We start from the raw sequence: 24,706 nt of genomic DNA on the forward strand, positions 1-24,706 counted from the left end.
TGCCGCAGATTGAAAGGGGAGCCACGCGCTTCCCGACGGAAACCAGCGCCCGAAGGGGACGGAACGGAGGACAGGACGATGACGGACATGACGCCATCTGCGACGAAGGCCGCGCAGACGACAGCGGCAGCCGTCAAAAATCCGTCCCTGACCAATATTCGGCGAACCAGCACCGGCTATGCTGCGCACGGCCTCTATGATCCGCGCAACGAGCATGATGCCTGCGGCGTCGGCTTCATCGTCAACATGAAGGGCGTGAAGTCGCACCAGATCGTCGAGGACGGCCTTGCCGTGCTCGAAAACCTGACGCATCGCGGCGCGGTCGGCGCCGATCCGCTGATGGGTGACGGCGCCGGCGTGCTGGTGCAGCTGCCGGACCGCTTCTTCCGCGAGGAGATGGCCAAGCAAGGGGTCGAACTGCCGAAGCCCGGCCACTACGCCGTCGGCCACGTGTTCATGCCGCGCGACCCGGAGCTGCAGGCGCATATCGAAGGCATCATCGCCGAGGTGGCGCAGCTCGAGGGCCAGCCGCTGCTCGGCTTTCGCGACGTGCCAGTCGACAATTCATCGCTGTCGAAGGCGCCCGACATCGCCGCTTCCGAGCCGGTGCACCGGCAGGTGTTCCTGGGCCGCGGCGCCGAGATCGAGAACGACGACGATTACGAGCGGCGGCTCTACATCCTGCGCAAGGTCATCTCCGGTCGCATCCATGAGGAGACCAAAGGCGTCGATAACGGCTTCTATGTCGTCTCGATGTCGTCGCGGACCATCGTCTACAAGGGCATGTTCCTGGCCTATCAGGTCGGCGCCTACTACAAGGACCTCACCGACCCGCGTTTCGAGACGGCGCTGATCCTTGTCCACCAGCGCTTCTCGACCAACACGTTCCCGTCGTGGAAGCTGGCGCATCCCTACCGCATGGTCGCCCACAATGGCGAGATCAACACGCTGCGCGGCAACGTCAACTGGATGGCGGCGCGGCAGGCTTCGGTCGATTCCGAACTGTTCGGCAACGACATCTCGAAGCTGTGGCCGATCTCCTATGAAGGGCAGTCCGACACCGCCTGCTTCGACAACGCGCTCGAATTCCTGACGCAGGGCGGCTATTCGCTCGCCCACGCCATGATGATGCTGATCCCGGAAGCCTGGGCCGGCAACAAGCTGATGGGTCAGGACCGCAAGGCCTTCTACGAGTATCACGCAGCGCTGATGGAGCCGTGGGACGGGCCAGCGGCGGTTGCCTTCACCGACGGCCGCCAGATCGGTGCCACGCTCGACCGCAACGGGCTGCGGCCGGCGCGCTACATCGTCACCGATGACGACCGCGTCATCATGGCTTCGGAAGCCGGCGTGCTGCCGGTGCCGGAGGAAAGGATCGTCAAGAAGTGGCGGCTGCAGCCCGGCCGCATGCTGCTGATCGACCTGGACAAGGGCCGCATCGTTTCCGACGAGGAGATCAAGTCGGAGATCGCGACCAGGCATCCCTACAAGAGCTGGCTCGCCAACACACAGCTCATCCTCGAGGATCTGAACCCGGTCGAGCCGCGCGCCCTGCGCAGGGATGTCTCACTGCTCGACCGCCAGCAGGCGTTTGGCTACACCCAGGAGGACACCAAGCTGTTGATGTCGCCGATGGCGACCACCGGCCAGGAAGCCGTCGGCTCGATGGGTACCGACACGCCGATTTCGGCAATGTCGGACAGATCGAAGCTGCTCTACACCTATTTTAAGCAGAACTTCGCACAGGTCACCAATCCGCCGATCGACCCGATCCGCGAGGAGCTGGTGATGAGCCTGGTGTCCTTCATCGGGCCGCGGCCCAACATCTTCGATCTTGTCGGCAATTCGCGCCGCAAGCGGCTCGAAGTGCGCCAACCGATCCTGACGAACGGCGATCTGGAGAAGCTGCGCTCCGTCGGCCACACCGAAGACCGTTTCGACACCAAGACGATCGACATCACTTACGGTTCGAATGAAGGCGCGGCCGGCATGCAGGGCGCCATCGACCGGCTGTGCGAGCGCGCCGAGGCGGCGGTCGCCGGCGGCTACAACATCATCATCCTTTCGGACCGTCAGCTCGGGCCGGATCGCATTGCCATTCCGGCGCTGCTGGCAACGGCGGCCGTGCACCATCATTTGATCCGCAAGGGATTGCGCACCTCGGTTGGGCTCGTCGTGGAATCCGGCGAGCCGCGCGAGGTGCATCATTTCTGCTGTCTCGCCGGCTACGGCGCCGAGGCGATCAATCCCTATCTCGCTTTCGACACGCTGCTCGACATGCACAAGCGTGGCGAATTGCCAGCGGAGGTCGATGCCTACGAGGTCGTCTCCCGCTACATCAAGTCGATCGGCAAGGGCATCCTCAAGGTGATGTCCAAGATGGGCATCTCGACCTACCAGTCCTATTGCGGCGCGCAGATCTTCGACGCCATCGGGCTCAAGTCGGATTTCGTGCAGAAGTACTTCACCGGCACGGCGACGCTGATCGAAGGCGTCGGGCTGGACGAGATCGCCGCCGAAACGGTCAGCCGCCACACCGACGGCTTCGGCAACGACCCGGTGCTGCGCAACAGCCTCGAGGTCGGCGGCGAATACATGTTCCGCATGCGCGGCGAGGCCCATATCTGGTCGCCCGACGCAGTGGCGACCTTGCAGCACGCCGTGCGCCAAGGCTCGTGGGAGACGTTCAAGGACTATTCCGCCCAGATCGACAGCGAGACGGCACAGGCGCAGACCATTCGCGGCCTGTTCAAGATCAAGCTTGCGCAAGAGACCGGGCGCAAGAAGGTCAAGCTCGACGAGGTGATGCCGGCGGCCGATATCGTCAAGCGCTTCTCGACCGGGGCGATGTCCTTCGGCTCGATCTCAAGGGAAGCGCACACGACGCTGGCGCGCGCCATGAACGCCATCGGCGGCAAGTCGAACACCGGCGAGGGCGGCGAAGAGGCCGATCGCTATCTGCCACTGCCGGGCGGCGGCAAGAACCCCGAACGCTCGGCGATCAAGCAGGTCGCCTCGGGACGCTTTGGCGTCACGGCGGAGTATCTTGTCAATTCCGACATGATGCAGATCAAGGTCGCGCAAGGGGCGAAGCCAGGCGAGGGCGGCCAGCTGCCGGGTCACAAGGTCGATGCGACCATAGCAAAGGTCAGGCACTCGACGCCGGGCGTCGGCCTGATCTCGCCGCCGCCGCATCACGACATCTATTCGATCGAGGATCTGGCGCAGCTCATCTACGACCTGAAGAACGTCAATCCGGCGGCCGACGTATCGGTCAAGCTGGTCTCGGAAGTCGGCGTCGGCACGGTTGCGGCCGGCGTCGCCAAGGCGCGTGCCGACCACATCACCATATCAGGCTATGACGGCGGCACCGGTGCCTCGCCGCTGACCTCGCTCAAGCATGCCGGCAGCCCGTGGGAGATGGGCCTTGCCGAGACGCACCAGACGCTGGTGCTCAACGGCCTCAGGTCGCGCGTCGCGCTGCAGGTCGATGGCGGCCTGCGCACCGGGCGTGACGTCATTATCGGCGCACTGCTCGGCGCCGACGAGTTCGGCTTTTCGACCGCGCCGTTGATCGCGGCCGGCTGCATCATGATGCGCAAGTGCCATCTCAACACCTGCCCCGTCGGCGTCGCGACACAGGACCCGGTGCTGCGCAAGCGCTTCAAGGGCACGCCCGAGCACGTCATCAACTTCTTCTTCTATGTGGCGGAAGAGGTGCGGGCGCTGCTTGCCGAGATGGGCTACACCCATCTCGACCAGATCATCGGCGACACCGACCTTCTGGAAAAGCGCGAGCTGATCCAGCACTGGAAGGCACGCGGACTCGACTTCAGCAAGATGTTCTACAAGCCCGATGCGCCGCACGAGGCGGTGCACTGGACCGAGCGGCAGAAGCATCCGATCGACGACGTGCTCGACCGCAAGCTGATCGAACTCGCAAAGCCGGCGCTCGAAGCCAGGCAGCCGGTCAGTATCGAACTGCCGATCCGCAACGTCGACCGTTCGACCGGCGCCATGCTGTCGGGCGAGGTGGCAAAGCGCTTCAAGCACAAGGGCCTGCGCGAGGACACGATCTCGGTCAAGCTCACCGGCACGGCCGGCCAGTCCTTTGGCGCCTTCCTGGCGCGCGGTGTCTCGTTCGAACTGGTGGGCGCCGCCAACGACTATGTCGGCAAGGGCCTGTCGGGTGGCCGCATTGTCATCCGCCCGCCGGAGAACACGAAAATCGTTGCTGCCGAATCCATTATTGTCGGCAATACCGTGCTCTACGGCGCAACCGAGGGCGAGGCCTATTTCTGCGGCGTTGCCGGCGAGCGTTTTGCCGTGCGCAATTCGGGTGTCGCCGCCGTCGTTGAAGGCGTCGGCGACCATGGTTGCGAATACATGACTGGCGGTATCGTCGTCGTCATCGGCCAGACCGGCCGCAACTTCGCCGCCGGCATGTCGGGCGGCGTCGCCTATGTGCTCGACGAGGCGGGTGATTTCGCCGAACGCTGCAACATGGCGATGGTCGAGCTGGAGCCGGTTCCGGAAGAGGACGACCTGATGGAAAAGCTGCTCCACCATGGCGGCGATCTCGACCATAAGGGCCGTGTCGACGTATCCGGCGATATGACCAGCCATGACGAGGAGCGGCTCTACCAGCTGATCTCCAACCACGTCCACTACACCGGCTCGGTACGAGGTCGCGAAATCCTCGACGACTGGGCGACTTTCCGGCCGAAATTCCGGAAGATCATGCCGGTCGAATACCGCCGCGCGCTGATCGAGATGGAGCGGATGCGCATGAACGTGGCGGCGGAATAGATTTGGAAATTGCCGGGAGGCCATGCGTCCCGGCAACCATCTTCATCAACAATCCTGACCTCGGACTGAAGGTTGCCACAGCTGCCTTATGAGGTTAACGGGTGCGTCGCCAGGCGTGCCTTCCGGACAGCAGGGACTGGACTATGGGCAAGGTAACAGGGTTTCTCGAGATCGACCGGCAGGTGCACAAGTACCAGCCGGCTTCCGACCGCATCCGGCATTTCCGCGAGTTCACGCTGCCGATGTCGGACAAGGAGGTCGAGAAACAGGCCGCGCGATGCATGGATTGCGGCATTCCTTATTGCCATGGACCGACCGGCTGCCCGATCCACAACCAGATCCCGGACTGGAACGACCTCGTCTACAATGGCGACTGGGAAAACGCGATCCGCAACCTGCATTCGACCAACAATTTTCCGGAATTTACCGGCCGCATCTGCCCCGCACCTTGCGAGGAAGCCTGCACGCTGAACCTCGAGGATATTCCGGTCGCCATCAAGACCATCGAGCAGGCCATTGCCGACAAAGCCTATGAAACCGGCCATATCCGGCCCTATCCGCCGGAACGGAAGACCGGCAAGCGCGTCGCGATCATCGGCTCGGGGCCGGCAGGCATGGCGGCTGCCCAGCAACTCGGCCGCGCCGGCCATGACGTTCACGTCTATGAGCGCGAGAGCCGGCCGGGCGGGCTGATGCGCTACGGCATCCCCGATTTCAAGATCGAGAAGCATTATATCGACCGGCGCATCGAGCAGATGCAGGGCGAAGGTGTCAGCTTCCATTGCGGCGTCAATGTCGGCGTCGACAAGCCGGTCGCCGAACTGCTCGCCGAATATGACGCCGTGCTCTATTGCGGCGGCTCCGAAACGCCGCGCCCGGCCAACATCCCGGGCGACGATCTCGACGGCGTGCACGACGCCATGCCGTATCTGGTGCAGCAGAACAAGCGTATCGGCGGCGAGCCGATCCAGTCGGTGGCATGGCCGTCGCGCCCGATCGTCGCCGGCGGCCAGCACGTCGTCGTCGTCGGCGGCGGCGACACTGCCTCAGACTGCGTCGGCACCGCCTTCCGCCAGGGCGCGGTACGCGTCACCCAGCTCGACATCCGGCCGCAGCCGCCGGAAAAGGAGGACAAGCTGTCGGTCTGGCCCTACTGGGCGACCAAGATGCGCACGTCATCGTCGCAGGCCGAAGGCGCCGAGCGCGAATTCCAGGTGGCGACGCTTGAATTCATCGGCGAAGACGGCCAGCTGACCGGGGTCAAATGCTGCGAGGTCGACGAAAAGCGCAAGCCGATCGCGGGCACGGAATTCGTCATCCGCGCCGATCTCGCGTTCATCGCCATCGGCTTTGCCGGGCCAGCCGCTCGCGGGCCGATCTCGGAACTCGACGGGCAGATGAAGATCGTCACCGACAGCCGCCGTTCGAAGAATGTCGAGGCCAATGACCGGGACTACAGGACCAGCGTCGAAAGGCTCTATGCGGCGGGCGACGTGCGGCGCGGCCAGTCGCTGGTCGTCTGGGCGATCCGCGAGGGTCGCCAGGCGGCGCGCGCCATCGACGAGGCGCTGATGGGATCGAGCGTGCTGCCGCGCTGAGCCCGTTCCGAAGAGGTTCTGTTTACTGGCGGATCGCCGTCGTCGTATCGGATGCGGCCGCCGTCGCAGGCTGTGTCTTGGGCGGCCAGGAGAAATCGTCGGCGCGGCCCGGTGAGGCGTCGGGCGCCTTGCCCTCGACGATCAGCCTTTCGCCCGGCAAATTCTTGTCAGCTTTTGCCGGCGGGGCGGCGCCGAGAAGTTCCGAGCCGCCGTCCAGCGCCGGATCGCTGAGCAGCATCGGCACGGTGCGATCGACAGCTATCGGTGCCGCGGCAGGTGCCGGCGCCTCGACGGGAGCGCCGGCCGGGGCAGAAGCCGTCACCACGCTTCCTGGCGCGGCCAGCCCCAGGATCTTCATCAGCTGCTTTTCGGTATAGAAGGCGAGCTTGCGCTTGCCGGCCTTCGACATGTTGATGCCGTCGTCGGAGCGCAGGCGCACCGATTGGCCGTTGATGTCCGGTCCGCTGGTGATGAAGGCGCCGTTCTCGTCGACGAACCCGTCCCAGACGTCGACGAATTCGCCGCCGTGGCTTTCGGCGGACGAGCGGAAGATGTCGTTGAAGGCCAGCATGTCGGAGGTCATTTTCGAGACCCGGAAGGCCGGCATGCCGACCCACAGATACGGCACCTTGGTTGCGGCGATGGCCTTGCCGAACGCATCGGTCCGGCGCTCGTATTCCTTGGTCCAGTTTTCGGATCGCGGCTGCTCGCGTACATCGCCGACGCGCATCTGCTGCCGGTCGTTGGATCCGAGCATGACGACGACGGCTGCCGGTTTTTCGGCAGCGATCAGCGACTTGACCTGTTCTGGCCAGTTGTAGACATCGTCACGCACGAAGCCGGACGATCCGTTGGCACGGACGACGATCCTGACGCCAGTGTTTTCGGCAAAGGCGGCGTCGAGCCCCTCAGCCAGCCCAGACGCCATGAAATCGCCGACCACCAGAACGACGCGTGCATCCGGCGCCTTCTCGACTACTGGGGTTGTCGGCTCGGCCGGCGGCGGCCGGCTAACTGACCGGGGCTTTCTCAGCTTGGGCCTGGGCTTTGTTCTCTGGAATTCTCTCTGGAATTCGGGCGGCGGCTGCTCAAACCGCTCGCTTCTGCGCGGAAACAACAGGTCGCGCAGCGACCAGCCACGACTTTCCGGCTCCTGCGCCATGGCCGCGGTATGAAAGGCACTGGCGCCGCCGACCGCCAGAACGGCGATCGCCAGAACGAGGATCGGCACGCGACGAACGATTAACCGGATGCGCGCAGCCGAAACCAATCACCCTCTCCATCCCGCAACCGGCTCTAGTTCTGCCTGAGCCATTTGAGCACTTCCTTGCTCGGATACCCGTCCTGGGTCAAGCCAGCCTTTGCTTGGAAGGCCATGATGGCGGTTTTCGATCCGTCACCGATCTTGCCGTCGAACTTGCCGTCGTAATAGCCGTGCTCGGAAAGTCGCTTCTGAAGCTCCTGCCTTTCCTCGAAGGAGAGCTTGGTAAACGGTCGCTTCCAGTCCTGCACAAGCCCGCCATAGCCGGCAATTTCGTCGGCAAGAAGGCCCACGGCGAGCGCATATTTGTCGGCATTGTTGTAACGCTTGATGACCGAGAAATTCTTGATCATCAGGAAAGCCGGCCCGCCGCTGCCGCCGGGCAGCTTCAACGTCGCTTTGTCCGCACCGTTCTTGAACGGCTTGCCGTTGGCACGGCTGACCCCCAGCGCCTGCCATTGCGACAGCGACTTCGAGCCTCCGGGCAGCTTCTTGCCGTCCGGAAGGCTGACCTCATAACCCCAGGTCTTGCCTGCCTGCCAGCCGTTCTTCCTCAGCAAATTGGCGGCTGTCGCCAGTGCGTCGGGAATCGAATTCCAGATGTCGCGCTTGCCGTTGCCGTCCATATCGACCGCATAGGACTGGTAGCTGGTGGGGATGAACTGGGTATGGCCCATCGCGCCGGCCCATGAGCCGCTGAGATGGCTTTCGTCGATGTCGCCGGTCTGCAGGATCTTCAGCGCCGCGATCAGCTGGGTGCGGGCAAATTTCGCTCGCTTCGGATCGGCATAACCAAGCGTCGCCAGCGAGCGCACGACATTGCGCATGATATCATCGCGCTTGAGGGTTTCGCCGTAGTTCGATTCCATAGACCAGATGGCCAGCAGGATGTAGCGGTCGACGCCGTATCTTGCCTCGATCCTGTCCAGCCAAGGCTTCCATTTCCTTGCCATCTGCTGGCCGACGGCGACCGACTGGTCATGGACGCGGTTGTCGAAATAATCCCAGGCGGGTGCGGTGAATTCGGGTTGAGTACGGGCCTTTTCCAGTACCACCGGGTCAGCATCGTTGATGCCCTTGAATGCCTGGTCGTAGACGGAGCCGGAAACGCCGCTCGCCACGGCGGTAGCACGGAAGCTGGCGACCCATTGGCGGAAGCCGGCATTGGCAAAAGCCGGCCCGCTGGGCATGAGCAAAGCAAGCGAGAGGCTGGCGGCCGTCAGGACGCTGGTGAAGCGCCTTGCGGCGTTGCGAACGGACATCTTTTCCTCCTTCTTCATCTCAGGAAGACTATTCATCGCCGAACCCGGTTAGCATTTGGTTTACCATAGGTGCCGTGCGGGGTGAAAAGATGCGTCAATGCTTTACCAGCTGAGATTTATGACCCGCCGTTCAGTAATCCTCGATTTCGGCATGAAAATGTCTCGAATCGGGATTGCCGAACAGGCATGCAAATGGATAATTGGCACATGAAGAGAGTTCGCAAGGCAGTGTTCCCGGTTGCCGGTCTCGGCACGCGCTTTCTCCCTGCTACCAAGGCCATTCCCAAGGAAATGCTGACGGTCGTCGACAGGCCGGTCATCCAGTATGTGGTCGATGAGGCGCGCGATGCCGGGATCGAGCATTTCATCTTCGTGACCGGCCGCAACAAGGCGGTCATCGAGGATCACTTCGATGTCCAGTTCGAGCTCTACGACACGCTTGCGCAGCGCGGCAAGGACGACCAGCTCGCCCGCCTGCAGCGGCTGCAACCGGCGCCGGGGCAGACCAGCTTCACCCGCCAGCAGGTACCGCTCGGCCTTGGCCACGCCGTCTGGTGCGCGCGCGAGCTCGTCGGCGACGAGCCCTTTGCGCTGCTATTGCCCGACATGATCATGCAGTCGGAAAAAAGCTGCATGAAGGACATGGTCGAGCTTTACGCCGAGACCGGCAACAACATCGTCGCCGTGCAGGAATGCGATCCGGCCGAGGCGCACAAATACGGCATTGTCGGCCGCGGCGAGGACGCGCATCACGGTTTCCGCATCACCGGCATGGTGGAAAAGCCGAAGACCGGCACGGAGCCGTCGAACCTCTACATCAACGGGCGCTATATCCTGCAGCCGGAGATATTCAAGATACTCGAAGGTCAGGAAAAAGGCGCCGGCAACGAGATCCAGCTCACCGATGCAATGCTGAAGCTGCAGAAGCAACAGCCCTTCTACGGCTACCACTACCGCGGGCGGACGTTCGACTGCGGCTCGCCCGAAGGCTTCGTCGAGGCCAACGTTGCCTTCGCACTGTGGCGCAGAGACATGAATGCCAGCATGGCCGGTGTCATTCGCACGCTTCTCGACGAACTCGCGCCGTCAGAACGCCGCGGCATAGCCTTGTAGTTTCAACACCGGTTGCCGCGCTGATCGGCTAAAGCGCGCCGCGTTCGACCGGCCTCATGCGACGCGCTTTAGGTTCTTGTTTTAGGCAAGTCGTTATCGCAAAACCGCTGCACACTTTTGCGCGACATGCATTTAGCGCTGCAACTTCAAGCCGACGAAGATACTGTTGGCCGTGTAGTCGCGCCCAATCAGGTTGCTGGTCAGTTTTTCAGTCCTGGCGCGGGTGGTGAGCCCGGTGTAGCGGTTCAGCCACCACGTCAGCCCAGCCTCGGCGCTCAGCGTCAAATCATGATCGTCGGAGCCGGTATAGTCGCGCCATTCGAGGCCGAGAGCGGCATTTCCGGTCAGGTTGGCGCGGATCTGCCGCTCGCCGGTGAGGCTGCCGGAATAGAGCATGTCGCCGCTTTCGCCCGCATTCGTCGTGTTCTCGGCGGTCGTCTGTGCGGTGAGCCCGATCGTGGTGCCGCGTTCCGGCGACCATTTGAGATCGGCATTGACCGTCGCGCCCGAAATAGCCGGCAGGGCATCGTCGTCGATAGCTTCGCGCAGCCAGCCGACCGAGAACTCGCCGGTAAGCTTCTCGCGGAGATCGAGCTCGACGCCGGCCCGTGCGCCAAGCCTGGTCGAGGAGCGCTGGAAGCCGTTTGGATCGACGCGCAAATCATAAGCGCGCCGGCCGATCTCGATTTCGGTGAACGGGGTGATGGCAGGCGAGATCTCGTAACCGGTACGCAAAATGGCCGTGTAGAGCGTCGAGTCGCGGCCCTTCTGCGACAGCGATCCGCCCGACGAAAGCTTGGCGTCGCCAAAGATGTCGTGCTCGATCGCGCCGGTCAGCGCGAAGCGCATCTTGCCGGCATCCTTCTCGACGGCGAGACTGCCGTTCATGGTCTGGCGCACCGGCTGGCCAACGGCGCCGACGACCGCGTCCGGCGCCGAGGCCGATTCGGGCACGGCCTCATAGCCCAGCTTGGCGATGGCGCGCAGATCATTGTCGAGATCGATGTTGAGTGTGCCGTCGACGCGGCCTTGCGCCTCGTGAATGTCATAGCCGGACAAGGTTTCGCGGAAGATGCCATAGCCCTCAACCGTCGCCGAATTCTCCCGCCAGTCGGAGACGGCGTTGAAGCGCAGAGTCGTTTCCGACAGCAAGGCCGGCTTGCCGAGGCTGCTCGAATCGGCGTTTGTCGAAGACGTCAGGCCTTGCTCGAGCGTCGGCCGGATTACGAAAGAGCCGAGCTTGATGCCGGTGGCGGCGAACGGGTCGTCCTCGTTCTTTTTGTTCTGGCCGTCGATGGCTTCGGTGCGCTCGGCGCCGGGGTCGAGCCTGAGCCTCTCGGCGGAATCGATGGTGACGGCACGGCGGTTGACCGTATCCTGCTCGTCTATAGCGGCGGTATCGGTGTCATCGGTCGCCGCCGCGGCTGCAGTCGCGGCTCTCATGCGCTTCTGGCTGTCAGCGGTCTCGTCTTCGGCGTTGGCCGCATTGGCGGCGCGTGGCGTCGCGCTTGGCCGCCGTCGGGGTGGCGGAGCAGGGTTGTCGGGAAATGGGTCGCCGCTGGCCGCTGGTTGATCGAAAGTGCCGCCGGTTGTGGCCGCCTCGCCCGTGCCGTCGTCAGGCAACGCCCCTTGGCTGGCCGGGCGATAGGTAGGCAGCGGCGTATTGTCGTTGGCGGTTGCAGCAGCCTGCGCGGCTTGGGTTCCGGCTATGCTCGATTGCCTGATCTTGTACTGCTGTTCGTCCAGGATTGTCGATTCCGAAACCTCGCCGCGCAGCTCGGTTTCCTGGGCGCAAAGCAGTGCCGGCCGCGACAACGCAAAGACACTGGTTGCCAGCAGCAAAGCGCAGACCGCCTTGCCCTTTCGTCCCATTTTGTTTTGAGGCTGAAACCCGGACATCGGCACCACTGCTTGCGCGGCGCACGCGCGCCATACTTACGAAACCGTAAATGGGGATGGTTAACGGAGCGTTGAGGCATGGCCCGTCAGGAGGTTCGGGACGGCAATTCCGTTGGACAGGCGCGCGCCGAAGCGCTAATCGCATCGTCCATGGACGTGAAATCCCCAGACAGGAAGCGGCATGACGGGCAGGCCGCGATTGCCTCGGCGCTGAGAACCGTGGCGACGGAGCAGGCCGGCGTCGCGGCACTGGCAGACGCTCTCGAAAACGGGCTGGCCGAGCCGTTCGCACGAGCCGTCGGCATGGTGTCGCAGATCGATGGCCGCGTCATCGTCACCGGGGTCGGCAAAAGCGGCCATATCGGCTCGAAGATCGCCGCAACGCTCGCCTCGACCGGCACGCCGGCCTTCTTCGTCCACCCTGCCGAAGCCAATCACGGCGACCTTGGCATGATCGCCAGAAACGACGCCATAATCGCGCTTTCGTGGTCGGGCGAAAGCCTTGAGCTCAAGGGCATCATCGCCTATTCGAGGCGCTTCTCGATCCCGCTGGTCGCGGTCACCGCGGGTGAAAAATCGGCTCTGGCGCGCGCGGCCGACGTTGTGCTTCTGCTGCCGCGAGCACCGGAAGCCTGCCCGCACGGGCTTGCGCCGACGACCTCGACACTATTGCAAATGGTGATGGGCGATGCGCTGGCCATCGCGCTCCTCGAGGCACGCGGCTTCACCCCGGACCATTTCCGCACGTTCCATCCCGGCGGCCAGCTCGGAGCCAACCTGACGCAGATCCGCGAGATCATGCATGTCGGCGACAGGCTGCCGCTGGTGTCGTCAGGTACCGGCATGCGCGAGGCAATCCTCGAATTGTCGCGCAAGGGGTTTGGCTGCGTGGCCGTGACTGCCGCGGACGGCAAGCTGATCGGCATCATCACCGATGGCGACATCAGGCGCCATATCGGCAGCGATCTCCTGGCAATGAGCGTCGATCAGGTGATGACCAGAGAGCCGAAAATGGCTTCGCCCGACACGCTTGTTGCGACGGCGCTGCAGACAATCAACGACTCGGCTATCACCAGCCTGATGGTGGTCGAAGGCAGGCGGCCGATCGGGCTCGTCCATCTACACGACCTGCTGCGCATCGGTGCTGCCTAGCGGGTTCCTAGACCGCCTCGACCGTCAGTTCCAGGTCGGTATCAGCGGCGCCCGTCACGCGCACTTGCGTGCCGGCCGGCAGGTCAGGGCCGGAGACGCGCCACAACGTGTCGCCCAGCTTTATGCGGCCGCGCCCGTCCTTGATCGGCTCGGCAAGGGTCGCCGTCCGGCCGACCATCTGTGCGCCGCGACGGTTGAGCAGGGGCTGGTCGGTTTCATCATGGCGCCCGCCCACCAGCCGCTTTCCGACATAGGCCGAGACCAGCGACAGCGCGAGGAAGGCGAGGACCTGGATCTGCCAGGTCCAGAAACCGGCATCCCAGACGAGCAGTGAGACGACGCCGATCAACAGCGCGGCAATGCCGATCCACAGCATGAAAATGCCCGGCGCGATGACCTCCATTACCAGCAGGACGAAGCCGAGGACCATCCAGCTCCACGGGCCGAGTTCGGAAACAATGCGGCCGAGCATGGCTGTGGCCTCAGGTTTCGCTCGGACGAACGACCGGCGGGCGGGCGGCCTGTCGTGCGGCACCGGCGGTGCCTTCGCTTCGGAAAACTTCCTTGGCGATTTCGCCAATACCGCCGAGCGTGCCGATCAGCGATGAGGCCTCCATCGGCATCAGCACGAGCTTGCTGTTTGTCGCCGAGCCGATCCTGGTCAGCGCTTCGGTGTATTTCAGCGCGACGAAGTAGTTGAGCGCCTGCACGTCGCCTTTGGAAATCGCCTCCGACACCACCTGCGTGGCGCGTGCTTCAGCCTCGGCCGAGCGCTCGCGCGCCTCGGCATCGCGGAAGGCGGCTTCCTTGCGGCCTTCGGCCTCCAGGATCTGCGATTGCTTGAGGCCTTCGGCGGCGAGGATCTGCGCGCGCTTATTGCGCTCGGCCATCATCTGTCGGCCCATCGATTCGACGAGATTGGCCGGCGGGTTGATGTCCTTGATCTCGACACGAGTGATCTTGATGCCCCAGGGATGCGCCGCCTCGTCAACGACGCGCAGCAGGCGCTCGTTGATGGCGTCGCGGTTCGACAAAAGTTCGTCGAGGTCCATCGAGCCCATCACGGTGCGGATGTTGGTCATCGTGAGATTGAGAATCGCATTCTGCAGGCCGGAGACCTGGTAGGCGGCCTGCGCCGCGTTAAGCACCTGATAGAAGGCGATGCCATCGACGGCAACGGTGGCATTGTCGCGGGTGATGATCTCCTGCGTCGGTACGTCGAGCACCTGCTCCATCATGTTCATCTTGGCGCCGACACGGTCGACGAAAGGCACGATCAGGTTGAGGCCTGGGTTCAATGTCTTGGTGTAACGGCCAAAACGTTCGACGGTATAATTATAGCCTTGCGGAATTGTTCGGATGCCCTTGATAAGCACCAGCACGACAAGGGCGACAAGAACTAGAAGCGCGATATCAAAACCACTGAAACCCATTTGGCTCTCCCCTCAAAGGCCGGCTATGTTGGATATTCCACGCGACCGATTCCACCAAACACTTAAGTGTGTTTCAGCAATGTTACAATCAGGTGATCACGGATTGCGGGTGCATAGACGGGTGATCTGTTCAGGCCCAGCCGGACAGCTCGCGCCGCACCATCGCCTCGATCACCGCCATGCCCTCGGCACTGTCGTTGAGGCAAGGGATATGTGCGAACTTTTCGCCGCCGGCATGATAGAAGGTCTCGGACGCTTCCCTGCCGATCTCGTCCAGCGTCTCGATGCAGTCGACGGAAAATCCTGGATTGACGACGGCGACCGATTTCACGCCTTCGCGCCCTAGTCTTTCGACCGTCTTGTCGGTGTAGGGTTGCAGCCACTCCTGCGCGCCGAAGCGCGACTGGAAGGTGGTAATCAGCTTGTTTTCATCCCAGCCGAGCTTTTCGCGCAGCAGTCGGGTCGTCTCGAGGCAATGGGCCTGGTAGGGGTCGCCCTTGTCGGAATAGGGTTTCGGAATGCCGTGATAGGAAGCAATGACAATTTCCGGTTCGAATCCGAGGCTCGCCAGATGCTTTTCGATCGAACGGGCGAGCGCCTCGATATAGGCCGGCTCGTTGTAATAGGGTGGCACGCTGCGAATGGCCGGAGCGCGGCGCATCTTCATCAGCGCGCGAAACAGCTGGTCGTTGGCAGTCGCAGTCGTCGTCGCCGAATATTGCGGATAGAGCGGGAAAGACAGGATGCGGTCGCAGCCTTGCTCGACCAGTCTCTCGGCCACGCTCTCGGTCGAAGGGTTGCCGTAGCGCATCGCCCAGTCGACGACGACATTGGGTAGCTCGCCGAGCGCGAGCCCGAGCTTCTCGGCCTGGGCGCGGGTGTAGGTTCGCAGCGGCGACTCGTTGCGCTCCCAGTTCCATATCCTGGCATAGTTGGCCCCTGATTTCTTCGGCCGGGTGGTGAGGACCACGCCGTAGAGGATCGGATACCAGATCGCCTTGTTGAGCTCGATGACGCGCGGATCGGACAGGAACTCCCGGAGGTAGCGCCACATCGGCTTGAAGCCGGTGCCGTCCGGGGTGCCGAGATTGATCAGCATGACACCGACCTTGCCGGTCCTGACCAGAGGGCGCCCTGCCGACGGCGAGGCGGCAGTCTTCTCGGCTTTGATTTCAGCAGGGTTGGCAAGCGTCATGAGGTTCTCCAACACCGCGAACCAACGGTGCCGCGGCGAAAGTAGCGATGCCGCGCCGGTTTTCAAATGCTGCGTCTGGCCGCACCTTATCCCAGAAATGCAACACCCGCCCGGTCTGCCGGGCGGGTGCATTGCGTTCCTGCGGCCGGATTACTTCGAGGCCGCCGGGATCGTCAAGGTTGCGCCGACCGGAAGGCGGCGTGGCTCGTAGGCTTTGTTGGCATCGGAGATTATTTTCCATTTGGTGCCGTCGCCATAAGCCTTCACCGCGAGATCCCAATAGGTATCGCCGGCGACGATTACATGGCTGCTTTCGGCCGGTGCCGGCTCGGCCGGAGCAGGGGTCGCCGGAGCCGGTGTGGCCGGAGCCGCAGGTGCCGCCGGCTGGGCCGGCTCGGCGGGTGCGGGTGCCGGCGCTGTTTCAGCCGGGACGGCCGGCGGCGTCTTGGAAATGTCGCCGGAGCCGGCCGGCATTTCGGGCATTGCCGGCTCAACGGGCTTTGCCGGCGCAGCCTCAGCAGGTTTTGGCGGTTCGGCAGGGTTGGCAGGTTCTGCGGCCGGGGCCACGGTCGCGGCGATCTCGGTGATGCGGCCGTCGAGCTTCGGCGTATAGGGCCGGTGCGCGCCTAGGTAGTCGGCGACGACCTGTTCCAGCCCCGGGCCGTAATCATAGGCGTTCTTGGCCTTCTCGGCGAACACCTTGTAGCCGTCGCCGCCCTGGCGGACATAGTTGTTGGTGGCGACCAGGTAATCCTTGTCCGGCTTAATTGGCGTCCAGGCGCCGCCTTCCATGACCTCGACCGATTTGACGCGTCCGTTAGGCGGCGCCGATTTGTCGAACGCATATTTCAGGCCGGCAACCTGCGGGAAGCGCCCGGCGCCGTCCTCGACCTGGCTGAGGCCGCTTTCGAGGCCGGCAAGCAAATCCTTGCCGGAGATCTGGAAGGTCGCCAGCGTGTTCTGAAACGGCAGGACGGTGAGAACCTCGCCCATGGTGACGGTGCCCTGGTCGATGGAGGCGCGCAAGCCGCCGCCATTCGAGATGACGATCTCGACACCTTGGCCCTTGACCCGGTCGAGGACGGCGTCGGAGACCAGATTGCCCATCTCGCATTCGCGGGCGCGGCAGTTTTCGCGACTGCCGTCGATCGCCTTGGTGGTCTCGGCGACTTCCTTGTTCTTCAAGGCCTCGATCGGCGCGCCGAGTTCCTTGATGCGGGCAAGCACGGCGGGGTCGGGCGTGATCGATTTGTCGAGATGGATGGGATCGCCGCTGGCCTCCTTGACGACGCCGTTGTCGTCGAACACGACCTTGAACTCGCCGAGATATTTCGAATAGGACGCCGCCTGGACGACCGGCACTTTGTAGCCGTCCGGATTGTCGACCATCGTCGGATAAGGGCCTTCCGCCTTGGGGTCGGTGTTGGACAGCAGCGAATGGCTGTGGCCGCCGACCACCACGTCGACGCCCGGGATCTTGGCGATCACGTCGCGCTCGCGCTTGTAGCCGATATGGGTCACCGCGATGATCTTGTTGACGCCCTCTCGCTTCAGTTTCTCGACCTCAGCGGTGATCGACTTGACGTCGTCTTCGATGGCAATATTCGGGCCAGGGGTGGCAAGCTCCGGCGTGTCGTTGGTGACCGCGCCGACGATCCCGATCTTCTGGCCGCCGACCTCGACCACGATCGACGGCTTGACGCGGTCGCCGAGCTTGGATTGCGCATTGGCCTTCACATTGGCGCCGAGCACCGGAAACTGGATCATGTCGAGAAACGGCGCCAGCGCCGACTCGCCATCGTCGAACTCATGGTTGCCGAGAGCCTCGGCATCGAATTTCATCTGGTTGAGGAATTCGCCTTCGGTCTTGCCTTTGTAGGTCGTGTAGAAGAGCGAGCCCTGGAAATTGTCGCCGGCGCTGAGCAGCAGCACGTTCTGGCCTTCCAGCTTCTTGCGCTCCTGCGCGATCGCGGTGACCAGGCGGGCGGCGCCGCCGACGCATTCGCCCTTGGTCTCCTCCTCGGCCGAGCAGGTCGATTCGTACTTGTTGTTGCTCTCGATGCGGCTGTGCCAGTCGTTGATGTGCAGGATGTTGAGCGTGTAGTCGGCAAAGGATACCCCTGCCGACAGGCCAAGCGCCGATGCCGACAGCGCGGCGATGGCAGCAATCTTCTTCATTCTCGTCTCCCGGATAACTTGAGTACAGCGCCGCGCGTCATTTGGGACGCGCAAAGGACGCTGTACCAATTTTTATTTTGCGCATGATCCTTTCCGAAAATCGACTCCGATTTTCAGGGTCATGCGCAGAGGCGTTTAACGCTCTTGTTTGACTGGGATGTAACAGCCCTCTTGGGCTATGTTCACATCGCGTTTCAGTCGATGCAAGCGGAAATCGGCATCAGCTTTGCCGGCGTAAAAAGAAGACGGCGGCTTGAAGCCGCCGTCTTTTGCAAAGTCAATTCGGAATCGGATTTCAGGTGCGCCTGGTCAGCACAAAATTCTGCCCGCTCGCGCTGGTGCAATTGAGCTGGCTGGTGGAGACCATCAGGCAGTTGAAGCTGATTGGCGTCTGGCGGATCAGCGAAGTGCCATGAATCTCGACTGAGGTGCCGCCGGTCATGGTGTAGCTGCCATCGGCAAGCTTCTGGCCGGTGTCGGTTGCGACGGTCGCGAAGCTGCCGCCCTTGAAGGTGGACAAGCCCGTGCCCTGCGCGTCGATCCAGGAGCCTTCAACCCCCTTGGCCGTGATCACCGGCGGCTCGCCTGGGCCGGTTGTCGTGCAGGCCGCCAACGCGACCGTAGCGGCCGCGGCAATGCCAGCCGAAAGCAGTCTTTGCGCAATCGTCATCTTCAAGATCCTCTCCTCTCGCATCGGCCCGAAAATCGATCCGATTTTCGGAAAGCACGATGCGCACATTCAAAGTGCTAGAGCGTACTTTGTGCGTCCAAATGGACGCACGTGGCTCTAGGCCGCCCCTCTTCAATCGCCCGATTTCCGGGCGATTGCAAGCTGGCCGAGTGTCGAGGCAACGCTGCTATCGAACGAGGATGTTGCGGAATTGCCACGGGTCTTTGGTATCGAGATCCTCGGGAAACAGACCAGGCCGATTGTCGAGCGGTGTCCAGTCGGTATAATAGCTCCTGACCGGCCCGAGATAGGGGCCCTGCACGTCGAGGCAGCGCTTGTAATCCATCTCGTCGGCCTCGACGATGCCGGCCACGGGATTTTCCAGCGCCCAGACCATGCCGGCCAGCACCGCCGACGTGACCTGCATGCCGGTGGCGTTCTGATAGGGCGCCAGCTTGCGCGCCTCGGCCAGCGACAGCTGCGAGCCGTACCAGTAGGCGTTCTTGGCGTGGCCGTAGAGCAGCACGCCGAGTTCGTCGACGCCATCGACCAGTTCATTTTCGTCGAGCACGTGATGCACGGGCTGAGCCTTGCCGGCGACACCGAACATCTCGTGCAGCGACAGCACTGCGTCGTTGCAGGGATGATAGGCGTAATGGCAGGTCGGCCGGTATTGCACCTTGCCCTTCTTGCCGCGCAGCGTGAAAAAATCGGCAATCGAGATCGCTTCGTTGTGTGTCACCAGGAAACCGTATTGCGGGCCGGGCGTCGGACACCACGTGCGCACGCGTGTATTGGCGCCGGGCTGCTCCAGATAGATCGCGGCCTTCGAACCGTTCTTGTGGCTTTTGGCGTTCTTCGGCATCCACGCCTCATGCGTGCCCCAGCCGAGCTCGGCCGGCTGCAGCCCTTCCGAAATGAAGCCTTCGACCGACCAGGTGTTCCAGAACACGTTCATCGGCTTGGGCTTCTTGGTGCGCTGGGTGTCGCGCTCGGCGATATGGATGCCCTTGACGCCGGCCTTCTTCATCAGCCTGGCCCAGCCTTCGCGATCGTGCTGCGCGGGTTCCGAGAAGTCGAGGCCAAGATCTGTGGCGAGATTGACCAGTGCCTGCTTGACGAACCACGAGACCATGCCCGGATTGGCGCCGCAGCACGAGATCGCCGTGGTGCCGCCCGGGTTCTTCGCGATTTCAGTACGTACGGTCTCGCGCAGCGCATAGTTGGTGCGTGAGGCGTTGTCGGCCTTCTCGTCGAAATAAAAGCCGAGCCAGGGTTCGACCACCGTGTCGATATAGAGGACGCCAAGCTTGCGGCAGAGCTTCATCAGCTCAAGCGAGGAAGTGTCGACCGACAGGTTGACGCAAAAGCCCTGGCCGCCGCCATTGGTCAAAAGTGGTGTCAGCAGCTTCTTGTAGTTCTTTTTGGTCACCGCATCCTGCATGAAAGTGATGCCGCGCTCGTCGAGCAATTTGCGGTCGGTGTCGCGCGGGTCGATGACCGTCATGCGCGACTTGTCGAATTTGAAATGGCGCTCGATCAGCGGCAGCGTTCCCCGTCCGATCGAGCCGAAGCCGATCATCACTACAGGGCCGGTGATCTCACCGTAAACGGGCCAGTTTTCATTCGCCATTTATCGATTACTCCCTCAAAAAACGCTTCGGAACAGCGGCTTGGCCGCGGCGCGACAAACCATAGATCATTGTCACAATAAAGCGAAAAGCGGACGGCCGGCCTCACGCCGCGCCATCCCGGCTACGGCTCGACTAGTCTCGCGAATGCAGGCTTGAAGAGGTCACGTGCCTCGGAGACCGGCAGTTCCAGCAGATCGTCGGCGCAGGCCTGGATGGCATGCGGCAGGGTCTGGAGCCCGAAAACCAGAACCTGCTTGTCGCCCTCACGCCAGAGGCTGACCGCTAGATATTCGCCGATGAGATCGTCCATGCCGCATTCGGCTTCGTGATCGATATCGGTCTGATCGATCGGTTTCTTGCGCCGCTGCTTGACGAAGGAGGCCAGGGAAGGACCGGGCTTGCCATCCACCGTATCCGAGAAAATGTCCTGAAGGCCAAGCAGGACGCCGCGCCGCACATCCATGATGTAGGCGTCCGAATAGTTGGTCGGATGCGCTCCGCCGCAGAAGATGCTGCCGGACTCCCGCCAGCTCATCAGCCGCGGAGTCAGCGACGTCACTTCGAATGTGCTGTCCTCATAGCCGCCGAGCGTGCCGCCGTTCATACCGTCAATTGGCCCGCCGTCGTTGAAACCGGCATATTGCGCCGCCACGCAGCCCAGTGCGCCGATGTTTGCGCGCCAGTGCCTCTCTTGCAGCAGAGCATTCGCGGCCTCGATCGGAACGTCGCCGGACAGTTCGACAATGCGCGGCGTGGCAAACCTGGTGCGGGGGTCGACGACATAGCGGTAGGTTGCGTCCGGCCAACCAGTCGTCTTGCCGTTATCGAGCTGAGTGTCCATCCGCAGATAGTCATAAGGGGACGTTTCCATAGTGAGCGGCGTGTCATTGGCGAAGAACTTCATGAAGCTGAAATCGTAGAGATCGAGCGGGGTGCCGGGCTCGTTCCCGGTCACTTGCCGACTTGCGACCCGTTCCAATCTGAGCGGCAGCGCCTTCTTTCCGTTCCAGCTGCCTTCAAGGGTCTTGCCGTTACTGGATGAGGCCAGGCGCCACACAGCGGCAATCGGCGCGGCCTTTCCGTCATCGCAATTGTCGGCGCCGCATGCCTCCTCCTCGGCCAGTTCGAACTTGCTGCCCCTTTGAGACCGGGCCTGCAGCGGGATGTCAACGCCCTTCGAGCGGTAGAAATAGCGGCCGGCCAGCGGGCCGCCGGGCGCCGCGGGGTCGCCGGTGAATTCGACGACGATATCGGCCTTTCCAAGCTTGCCGGCATAAGTCACCGGCTCCGCCTCGGCTGCTGTCGACAGCACCAGGATCGCGGCCATGAACGTGACCGGCCTGCTAAGATGCTGGATCATTGTTCCCCCCAGCGATCATTTTCAGTGTTTCCACCAGCCGGTCACGGTCGGCGGTCATCCCCTTGTAGTCGAGTTGTGCCTCGTCCAGCGCCAGAAGTTGTTCGGCCAAGGACGCCGCGAGCGCCGCGCGGTCGGGGTGGCGTTCCAGCACGGCGAGCGGGTCGAGATGGATGCGGATGGTGAAGAGTACGTCGCCCGAAACGGGGAGCTTTCTCAGCGTCTGCCGCTCGACGCGGATAAAGGCATGGGCGTCGATGTCGCCATCCGGGAATCTCGACGGGCGATTGCTGGCGCGGTCGACGCGTTCGAGGTTGGAGAGCGGGTGGTAGAGTGCGTCGCCCGCCTGGATCGACCAGTTGTAGCGCTCGACGGCTTGGCCCTGGAGGCCGTCGAACATGCGGTTGATGAGATCGGCCGGGCGTGTGCCCGGGCCGAAACCCGGTACCGGCGCGTGGATCTGCTGCAGCGGCTTGCCGAATTTTTCGATCAGCGACCATGACGACGGGAAGCAGAGCGAGCCGGCCGCCAGACGCCAGCCGCTCTCGTCGCGACGCATCAGGATCAAATCCTCCTGGACGAGCAACGAGGCCGCGACAAGCGGCGCATCGCTGAAAGAAGCTGAGGTGCCTGAGCCCTCGAGATTGTCGATGCCGCCGATCACCTCGATCGCATTGTCGGTACGCCTGTGGGTCTCAGGAAAGTTCGCCGCCAGATGCGCACCGAGCAGATCGAGCACTTCGCGCTGAGCGTCGCGCGTTGTTTGCTCCTCGACAAAAACCTTGCCGGGAATTTCCGCATAAAGCCGGCGTTTCTCGGCAAGATAGGGCAGCAGATATTCGTCGACCTCGATCCAGCTATCGAGATTGAGCGGCTTCAGCCCGATGGTGAACAGTTTCGACGAGCCGTCATAGGGTGTGTGGGTCGGCGGGCGGAAGCTCATGCCTCTTTGTAGGCTTCCAGTGCGGCGGCGGCCATTCTCGCCGTGAATTCGGTGATTTCGTAATCGGCGGCACCTGCCTTGGCGAAGGGATCGTCCGCCAGTCTGGCTTCGAGCACTTCGCGTGGACCACGCGCGATGATGATGCCGCCGGTCCTTGGCCGCTTTGGCCCGGAGGCGACAAAGATACCTTGCGCATAGCAGGCCTTCAGCCACTCGACATGCGCTTGCTGCAGGCGGTCGATCTCGGTCAGCGGCACCTTGTAGTTCAGCGAAACCACGAACATTGTTGTCTCCAGATGCTTCAGCCCAGCCGCGCCGGGATCAATCCGCGCAGCGAGTTGCCGACGAACAGCGCCTTGGCCGATTTCAGTTCGTTCCACGTGTAGACCGCTTCACCGGCGCGGCCTTGATCCAGCAGTTCGCCGCGCAGGACGCCAGGCAGCAGGCCGCAATCGAGCCGCGGCGTGGCCAGCACGCCGTCGCCGAAATCGGCAAAGACATTGGTGATCGTGCCCTCGCAGATTTCGCCGCGCTCATTGGCGAGCAGCACCTCGTCGGCGCGCCCGGCGAGATATTCGGCGCGCGCGCGCGTATAGGTTTGTCGGCGGCTGGTCTTGTGGCGCAGCAGCATATCGCTCGAATCAAGCCGCACGCGCGCCAGCTGCAGGGTCCAGACCTTGTCTGCGGCGAGCGGCTCGTAGGGCTGCACCGACACCGCCATTTCGCCCTTGCGCGACAGGACGAGGCGGGTGCGCAACGCGATCTGTTGGTGGCCGACCGCATTCATCAGCGCTTCGCCGACCCTTGTCGGATCGCAGGCGAAACCGAGTTCGCTTGCCGAGCCGTAAAGCCGCGCGAGATGGCGGTCGAAACGGAGGAAACCCGAGCCGGGTTCCCAGCGCATTGTTTCGATCAGTTCGAAATCGGCAGTGTTCCTGTCGCGAAACGGGCTTTCAGCAGACACTCCTGGTACTCCTCTTCGGCTGTCGAATCGAAGACGACGCCACCGCCGACATTGTAGACCGCCTCGCCATTGGCAAAGAGCGAGATGGTGCGGATCGCCACCGAAAAGCGCATCCGGCCCCCGGGCGCGATCCAGCCTATGGCGCCGCAATAGACATCGCGCGGGCCACTTTCCAGCTCGCGCAGGATCTCCATGGCGCGGATCTTCGGTGCGCCGGTAATCGAGCCGCAGGGGAACAGCGCGGCGAAAATCTGATGGATGGCGAGGCCGGGCAAGAGTTTCGCCCGCACGCGGCTCACCATCTGGTGGACGGTCGGGTAGCTCTCGATGCGGAAAAGCTCCGGCACATCGAGCGTGCCAACCTCGCTGATCAGTGAAATGTCATTGCGCAGGAGATCGACGATCATCCGGTTCTCGGCCTGGTTCTTCTCGTCGTTGCGCAAGAACGCTTTCAGGCGATCGTCCTCGGCTTTTGTTGCGCCGCGCGGCGCGGTGCCCTTCATCGGATGCGTCTCGATCATGCCTTCCGCGTCCACCTCGAAGAACAGTTCGGGCGAACGCGACAAGACGATCGGATCGCCGAGCGCGACCAGCGCCCCATACTTCACCGGCTGGCGTTCGGTTAGCGCGTTGAAGGCGACCAGCGGGTCGCCCGACCACTGCGCATGGACCGGAAAGGTCAGATTGCCCTGGTAGCAGTCGCCCTTGCGGATGTGGTCATGCAGCCTGGCAAAGCGTTTGGCGTAGTCGTCCGAAGACCAGGCTGCCTTGGCGTCGAAGATTGGGCCGTTGCTGGCCGGCGGATCGCCTGGCGCGACCGTCTGCTCGACCGGCGCATCGAACACGCCGAGGCAAAAAAGCGGGGCGCGGCGGCCGGCCGGCAGCAGCGGAACGAGCTTGGGTTCGAGCAGGTAACCGGCCTCGTAGGAGAAATAACCGGCCAGCCATTTGCCGCCGTCATGTGCAGCCTGCGCGGCTTCCAGCGCCGGTAAAAAATCCGCCTCGCCATGCGCTGCGATTATCTCGGCCGGCCGGTCGAAAACGAGCTGCCGCGCGGTCTCGTCGTTCCTGAAAATTGCAAAGGGCAGGGGCAGGGACATAAGGCTCGGATGCTGCGGTCACCAGCGATCGATCTATATGGGGGCTCGACCGTGCGCAATCGAGGGAACGGCGTCCAAAGACGCAAAGGCGCGGCGGGCAAAAACAAAAGCGGCGCCCGAGAGCGCCGCCTTGTTCCC

18 protein-coding genes are annotated in these 24,706 nt (G+C 63.0%); 4 read left to right on the top strand and 14 right to left on the bottom strand.

Annotation, left to right across the window (positions count from 1 at the left end):
- Positions 1-78 precede the first annotated feature (78 nt).
- Together gltB and NKH59_RS25810 are read left to right on the top strand one after the other, a co-directional pair.
- Positions 79-4,809: a glutamate synthase large subunit gene (gltB, locus tag NKH59_RS25805; protein WP_352469523.1), complete on the top strand. Its 4,731-nt coding sequence runs from the start codon at positions 79-81 to the stop codon at positions 4,807-4,809.
- 143 nt (positions 4,810-4,952) lie between these two features.
- Positions 4,953-6,407, top strand: a complete 1,455-nt coding sequence (locus tag NKH59_RS25810) for a glutamate synthase subunit beta (RefSeq protein ID WP_352469525.1) — start codon at positions 4,953-4,955, stop codon at positions 6,405-6,407.
- A gap of 22 nt (positions 6,408-6,429) precedes the next feature.
- Here the strand turns inward: NKH59_RS25810 and NKH59_RS25815 are convergent, their stop codons facing one another.
- Both NKH59_RS25815 and NKH59_RS25820 read right to left on the bottom strand, forming a co-directional pair.
- Positions 6,430-7,677: an SGNH/GDSL hydrolase family protein gene (locus NKH59_RS25815; protein WP_352539361.1), complete on the bottom strand. Its 1,248-nt coding sequence runs from the start codon at positions 7,675-7,677 to the stop codon at positions 6,430-6,432.
- 26 nt (positions 7,678-7,703) lie between these two features.
- Positions 7,704-8,930, bottom strand: a complete 1,227-nt coding sequence (locus tag NKH59_RS25820) for a lytic murein transglycosylase (protein ID WP_352539360.1) — start codon at positions 8,928-8,930, stop codon at positions 7,704-7,706.
- Between the two features lie 207 nt (positions 8,931-9,137).
- On the opposite strand from NKH59_RS25820, the gene galU reads away from it, so the two are divergent.
- Positions 9,138-10,043 (top strand): UTP--glucose-1-phosphate uridylyltransferase GalU, encoded by a 906-nt coding sequence (galU, locus tag NKH59_RS25825; RefSeq protein ID WP_352469528.1) that lies wholly within the window; start codon positions 9,138-9,140, stop codon positions 10,041-10,043.
- 132 nt (positions 10,044-10,175) lie between these two features.
- Here the strand turns inward: galU and NKH59_RS25830 are convergent, their stop codons facing one another.
- The gene (locus NKH59_RS25830; RefSeq protein ID WP_502904265.1) at positions 10,176-11,915 is read right to left on the bottom strand and encodes an outer membrane beta-barrel protein; all 1,740 of its coding nucleotides are present in this window, start codon (positions 11,913-11,915) and stop codon (positions 10,176-10,178) included.
- Between the two features lie 177 nt (positions 11,916-12,092).
- Between NKH59_RS25830 and NKH59_RS25835 the strand changes: the two genes are divergently transcribed.
- Positions 12,093-13,094 carry a KpsF/GutQ family sugar-phosphate isomerase gene (locus NKH59_RS25835; protein WP_352539488.1) on the top strand — a complete coding sequence of 334 codons (1,002 nt, stop codon included), beginning with the start codon at positions 12,093-12,095 and terminating at the stop codon, positions 13,092-13,094.
- Positions 13,095-13,101: 7 nt separating this feature from the next.
- On the opposite strand, the gene NKH59_RS25840 is transcribed toward NKH59_RS25835, so the two are convergent.
- From NKH59_RS25840 to NKH59_RS25890, 11 genes are all read right to left on the bottom strand, one after another.
- Positions 13,102-13,566, bottom strand: a complete 465-nt coding sequence (locus tag NKH59_RS25840) for an NfeD family protein (protein WP_352539358.1) — start codon at positions 13,564-13,566, stop codon at positions 13,102-13,104.
- A 10-nt stretch (positions 13,567-13,576) separates the two neighbouring features.
- A complete protein-coding gene (locus tag NKH59_RS25845) occupies positions 13,577-14,527 on the bottom strand; it encodes an SPFH domain-containing protein (RefSeq protein WP_352539357.1) in 951 nt (316 codons plus the stop codon).
- A 130-nt stretch (positions 14,528-14,657) separates the two neighbouring features.
- A complete protein-coding gene (gene hemH, locus NKH59_RS25850; RefSeq protein WP_352539356.1) occupies positions 14,658-15,722 on the bottom strand; it encodes a ferrochelatase in 1,065 nt (354 codons plus the stop codon).
- Positions 15,723-15,872: 150 nt separating this feature from the next.
- Positions 15,873-17,900, bottom strand: a complete 2,028-nt coding sequence (locus NKH59_RS25855) for a 5'-nucleotidase C-terminal domain-containing protein (RefSeq protein ID WP_352539355.1) — start codon at positions 17,898-17,900, stop codon at positions 15,873-15,875.
- A 295-nt stretch (positions 17,901-18,195) separates the two neighbouring features.
- Positions 18,196-18,570, bottom strand: a complete 375-nt coding sequence (gene omp10, locus NKH59_RS25860; protein ID WP_023720183.1) for an outer membrane lipoprotein Omp10 — start codon at positions 18,568-18,570, stop codon at positions 18,196-18,198.
- 187 nt (positions 18,571-18,757) lie between these two features.
- Positions 18,758-20,203 carry a homospermidine synthase gene (locus NKH59_RS25865; protein ID WP_353023464.1) on the bottom strand — a complete coding sequence of 482 codons (1,446 nt, stop codon included), beginning with the start codon at positions 20,201-20,203 and terminating at the stop codon, positions 18,758-18,760.
- Between the two features lie 122 nt (positions 20,204-20,325).
- Positions 20,326-21,564, bottom strand: coding sequence for a hypothetical protein (locus NKH59_RS25870; RefSeq protein WP_352539354.1), 1,239 nt, complete (start codon positions 21,562-21,564; stop codon positions 20,326-20,328).
- A complete protein-coding gene (locus NKH59_RS25875; protein WP_352539353.1) occupies positions 21,548-22,504 on the bottom strand; it encodes a heme-dependent oxidative N-demethylase family protein in 957 nt (318 codons plus the stop codon). The genes NKH59_RS25870 and NKH59_RS25875 overlap by 17 nt, the downstream gene beginning before the upstream one ends.
- A complete protein-coding gene (locus tag NKH59_RS25880; protein WP_352469536.1) occupies positions 22,501-22,788 on the bottom strand; it encodes a YciI family protein in 288 nt (95 codons plus the stop codon). The genes NKH59_RS25875 and NKH59_RS25880 overlap by 4 nt, the downstream gene beginning before the upstream one ends.
- A 17-nt stretch (positions 22,789-22,805) precedes the next feature.
- Positions 22,806-23,468, bottom strand: coding sequence for an aminotransferase class IV family protein (locus tag NKH59_RS25885; RefSeq protein ID WP_352539352.1), 663 nt, complete (start codon positions 23,466-23,468; stop codon positions 22,806-22,808).
- Positions 23,417-24,568 (bottom strand): aminodeoxychorismate synthase component I, encoded by a 1,152-nt coding sequence (locus NKH59_RS25890; protein ID WP_352539351.1) that lies wholly within the window; start codon positions 24,566-24,568, stop codon positions 23,417-23,419. The genes NKH59_RS25885 and NKH59_RS25890 overlap by 52 nt, the downstream gene beginning before the upstream one ends.
- Positions 24,569-24,706 lie beyond the last annotated feature (138 nt).

The organism is Mesorhizobium sp. M0998 (assembly GCF_040318885.1).
Taxonomy (GTDB): Bacteria; Pseudomonadota; Alphaproteobacteria; order Rhizobiales; family Rhizobiaceae; genus Mesorhizobium.